Consider the following 4,399-nt stretch of genomic DNA (forward strand, 5'->3'; position numbering starts at 1 on the left):
CTCCCTTCTCACTACTCTCCGTTCTTTTCTCTTTTCTCTCTTGTCTCTCTTGAGAGGGGATCCGATTGCATTAGCCGCTGACACAGTTGGGCAATCTGGGTGGGGCTGGCCTCATCCAGCCAGCGGTGAAAGGCTTGGGATTCCTGAAGGCGGCCCATCAGCAAGGTGGGGATCTGCTCCGGGCCGTCCAGTTCCGCCAGCCACTGCCGGGGAAAGCCGGTTGCCGCAGCCAGCTCGTCGGGATCCCGTTGGCCTGCCTGCCACTGTTGCATCAGCCAGTTGACTCGGGCGGGGATCTGCTCCCAGGGGGAGGCAGAAGCGGCCAGGATCAGGGTTCGGGGCTGTACCTGTTGCAGCAGTTGTGCCAAGTCCGCCGGTAGCCAGGGCCAGCGGGCCAGTACCAGCTCTTTCCCTTTGGGTGGTGGAACAAAGTTCTCGGCCTCCTGCCCGTCGTAACAGATGGCCCCCTGCTGCGAATCCGGCAGGGGTTTCTGCCGAAAATCTTGGATCTGTAGGCGAGGGGCGGAAATGGTGGGTGCCTGCCACTCTCCCGCAGGGCGCACTGCCAGCACCTTGCCCTGCCAAGGCTGTTTGCCCCGGTCATCCGCTTCCAACTGGAGGGCGATGTCCAAAGCTTGGCATTTTTGCCAACGCTCCAGCTCTTCTCCGGCCTGCCAAAACCACAGAGTACGGGATCCCGGCGAGCCTTGGAGTTCAAACTTGAGGTGGCGGCCATTGCGGGAGACTCCCAGGTTGGAGCTATTGGGGCGGAAGTTCATCAAGGCAACGACGGGGTTGGGGTTGCCGTGCCCAAAGGGCTGCAGAAGCTGCAATTGCCGATACACCTCATCCAGCTCTGCCACCCCATCCCGATCCTGAGAGACCAGTAGCTCCCAGTCGAGGATAATCTCCACCGCCAAGGCGCGAGCCCGCTGATCCGGGCTAACCCGCGCGGCCAGCTCCCGCTGCAACGCCAGTTGCACAGCGGCCAGGCAAGCCAGATCCACTTGGATCCCGGCGGCCATGGGGTGTCCGCCTCCCCGCCGCAAGAGGGGGCGCACGGCCTCGATGGCCTCCACCAGGTTCACCCCTGGCAGGGAACGGCCCGACCCATAGCCCCGTCCCGCCGCTTCGTCTTTGGCGATCAACACCGTTGGGCAGTTATACTGCTCCACCAAGTGCGCCGCCGCGATCCCCAGAACCCCTGGGTTCCAGCCGGCTTCCGCCAGAACAATGGCTCCTTCCCGGGTCAGATCCAAGCTCTCTACCTGTTGGCTGGCCTCTTGGATCACTTGCTGGGTGAGCTGCCGGCGCTCTTCGTCAAGGGCAACAAACCGTTGCACCAGCGCCTGGGCCCGCTCTGGATCGGAGGTGGTCAGCAGCTCCACTGCTAAGCTGGCGTCTTCCAAGCGGCCAATGACGTTCAACTTGGGGGCGATGCGAAAAGCAATATCCTGGGTTGTCGGCGACCTCTGGAGCTGGCCGTTGCTAACCTGGGCCAGCAGAGCTCGCAACCCCGGGCGCTGCGTACTGGCCAGCACCGGCAGGCCCCGCTGCACCAAGTAGCGGCACTCCCGCTGCAACACCGCCACATCGGCCACAATTCCCACCGCCACCAGATCCAGGTGCTGCTCGACACCAGGGATCCCTAGGGCTTGGTAGAGCGCCTCCGCCAACTTGTAGGCCACTCCCACCCCCGGCAAGAAGCGCAGCGGATGTTCAGCCGGCAATCGCAAGGGGTTGACCACCGCATAGGCAGCGGGCAAGGGATCCGGCAGCATGTGGTGATCCGTCACGATCACGTCCACCCCCTGGACTTGGGCCATGGCAATTTCGGCAGCATTGCCCACCCCGCAATCCACCGTCAGGATCACTTGGCAGCCCTGGGCCAGCACCTGCTGTAGCCGTTGAGGATTGAGCCCGTGCCCCTCGGTGCTGCGCAGCGGTATGGAGAACTGGACTCGGAAGCCCAAGGGTTGTAACGCCGAGAGCAGGAGACTGGTACTGGTGACACCATCGCAGTCAAAGTCCCCCCAAATGCACAGGGTCTCTTCCCTTTCCCGTGCCTGCAGCAGCCGCGCCACCGCCCGCTCCAGATCCGGCAGGGATGCTGGTGGTGTGGGGGAATAGTGTTCGGGATCCACGAAGGCCTGCGCCTGCTCCCAGGTGTGCAGACCCCGCAGGGCCATCACCTTGGCCGCATACTTGCCGTATTCCCGGCTCAGTTGCGGATTGAACTGGGGGGGAGTGGGCAGCAGCTCCCAGCGGTGCGGAGTATCTTCGCGCCAGCCGTAATCCATGCAAGCTAGGCCGACCCCTTGGCCGACAAGAGTAGAACTTCTCAGGAGCCTATCAAAAACGGCCCAGGGGGGAAATGGATCCCAGAGGAAAGGGCTGGGGATGATGGGCTACCTTGAACCCTACTGGCAGCAGTGGGAAGCCACACAGCAGGCGGAAGGGTGCTCGTGATTGTGGGTGGCACAGGCTTCGCTGCAGTAGAGTTGACCTTCGTAGCGATAGCCTTGGCTGCTCTCGAAGCTGCAGTTGCAGTGTTCACAGGCGCAACGGACAAGGGTGCTGGCAGACATGATTTTCTCTCCTTCTTTCTCGTTTTTTCCTAGGGATCCTCTTGTCGAAGATCCGCGTCTCTACACCCTAGCGGTTGCTCAGCAACGATGCTGAAACAAGAATCAGAATCATTTTTGGCACTTCACCGATTACAGCCTATGAATTAGGATACAAGTATCCAAGAGAAAAGAGAGATATATACCAACCTATTTGTTAGATTTATCCCAAAGAGTTGTGGCAGCTTATCAGGCAGGCAAGACCTCCACTCGCCAGGTAGCGGAACAGTTCATGGTAACCCAAAGAACACTGCACCACTGGGTGCATCAGTATCAACAAACTCAGGATTTATCCCCCAAGAAAGTCGGCACAAAGCGAGTAGGTATTCTGGAACAACACCGGCAAGAAGTTATGACGGTCATTGAAAGGCGCCTGAACTATTATCCGTGGTAGTATCAAGAACTGCTACGAGAGCAACTGGATACTGATGTGAGTGCTGTTACGATAGACAACTTTTTAAAAAAGCGAGGAATGACGCTAAAAAAGAATTACCGCAGTGTAAAAATCAGAGAAGAGGAGGTGCAAAGGCAACAATTAGCCTATAGTTAAGAAGTCAAGAATATACCAGTGGAAGATATAGCTATTCTAGACCAGACAAGGGTGTGAGAGGCAATGGAACGGAGGGGTATCTCGGAGTTTACGCAGTCAAAGAGCTTACAGTTACCGTCAGAGATGCAAAGGGAAAAAACATAAGATTATTGAAGCTATTTCCTGGAGAGAGGCAGTAGGCTGTTGTGTTATCAAGGGTGGAATGCGGAAGAGCAATTTTCTGGAGTTTTTGCAAAGTGACTCATGTCCGGAACTGGATGCGCGGAAGGTGGTGATTAGAGTTCGGAAGTGGAGGGTTTGATTCAAGGAACAGGTGCGCGGATCATAGACCTGCCTGTGTATGCACCAGAGTTGAATCCGATTGAGAGGATGTGGTCGGTATTGAAGCCTTTTATCCGGCAGTTTTCCAGAGCCGGGAAGTATGGGATGGAGCAGATAGCAGAGACCTCTTGACTACTCATCAATCCATTCTGCTTCCGAAGTTGGTTTGCTAGGTGTTGCTACTGTGCCCCTTGATTCCTTAACAGGCTGTACTGCTCCATCCCTATGCACGAAGAGGGATGCCGCCGCCCTAATTACTGGGAAGAGACTCCCAGATACTTTGTCCCTCTAATGTCCCTCTAGTAAGAGGTACTGCACCACGAAGCACTCAGTGCCGCCGCAGGCGAACAAGCTGGCGGAGTTCGCAGTTACTGTATCAAGAAGCCGTCATAAAGGGCGGGGCTTGTAACCCAGTTTTCTGGTCAATGTGGCGTTGGCATCTCTTTGTGCTTTATCCTGAGGGGCGATAAGCTAAAGTACAGCAACAACACAGTCCTAAACTGGGAACTTTATTGATGCCTCCGCGCTCCTCTTCCTCCCAGAGTGGCTCTACCCCATTCCCCTTTCTGGAGGGGCGGGGTGCTGCTGCCGACGGGGCTGAGTCGAGCTTACCGCTGGGACAGCGTTTGCTGCGGGCGGGTCTGATCTCCCAATCCCAGTTGGCTCAGGCTCTGCGAGAGCAACAGCAAAACCACCTCAAGTTGGGAGAAGTGTGTCTCGAGCGCGGCTGGCTCACTCTGGCTGATCTCTACCGCTTCCTGCCCAGCCAGTCTCTTTCTCTGGGAGAGATTTTGGTGGCACTGGGCCATTTGGATTTCGAGCAGTTGCGGGTTGCTCTGGCCCAACAGCGTCGCTACGGGCGGAAATTGGGGGAGATTCTCACCTGGAAAGGCTGGGTACAGCC

At 57.4% G+C, this 4,399-nt stretch carries 2 protein-coding genes and 2 pseudogenes; 2 read left to right on the forward strand and 2 right to left on the reverse strand.

Going from position 1 to position 4,399, the window contains the following annotated elements; all coding sequences use genetic code 11:
• Nucleotides 1–11 precede the first annotated feature (11 nt).
• Both recJ and NW820_RS09435 read right to left on the reverse strand, forming a co-directional pair.
• Nucleotides 12–2,300 carry a single-stranded-DNA-specific exonuclease RecJ gene (gene recJ / locus NW820_RS09430; protein ID WP_414407345.1) on the reverse strand — a complete coding sequence of 763 codons (2,289 nt, stop codon included), beginning with the start codon at nucleotides 2,298–2,300 and terminating at the stop codon, nucleotides 12–14.
• Between the two features lie 120 nt (nucleotides 2,301–2,420).
• Nucleotides 2,421–2,588 carry a hypothetical protein gene (locus NW820_RS09435; protein WP_083757636.1) on the reverse strand — a complete coding sequence of 56 codons (168 nt, stop codon included), beginning with the start codon at nucleotides 2,586–2,588 and terminating at the stop codon, nucleotides 2,421–2,423.
• Between the two features lie 178 nt (nucleotides 2,589–2,766).
• Between NW820_RS09435 and NW820_RS09440 the strand changes: the two are divergent.
• Both NW820_RS09440 and NW820_RS09445 read left to right on the forward strand, forming a co-directional pair.
• Nucleotides 2,767–3,690 (forward strand): annotated as a pseudogene (locus NW820_RS09440) (IS630 family transposase).
• 320 nt (nucleotides 3,691–4,010) lie between these two features.
• Nucleotides 4,011–4,399: pseudogene (locus NW820_RS09445) on the forward strand (hypothetical protein); the annotation flags it as partial.

Source organism: Synechococcus sp. R55.7 (assembly GCF_047461955.1).
In the GTDB taxonomy this organism is placed as follows: Bacteria; Cyanobacteriota; Cyanobacteriia; order Thermostichales; family Thermostichaceae; genus Thermostichus.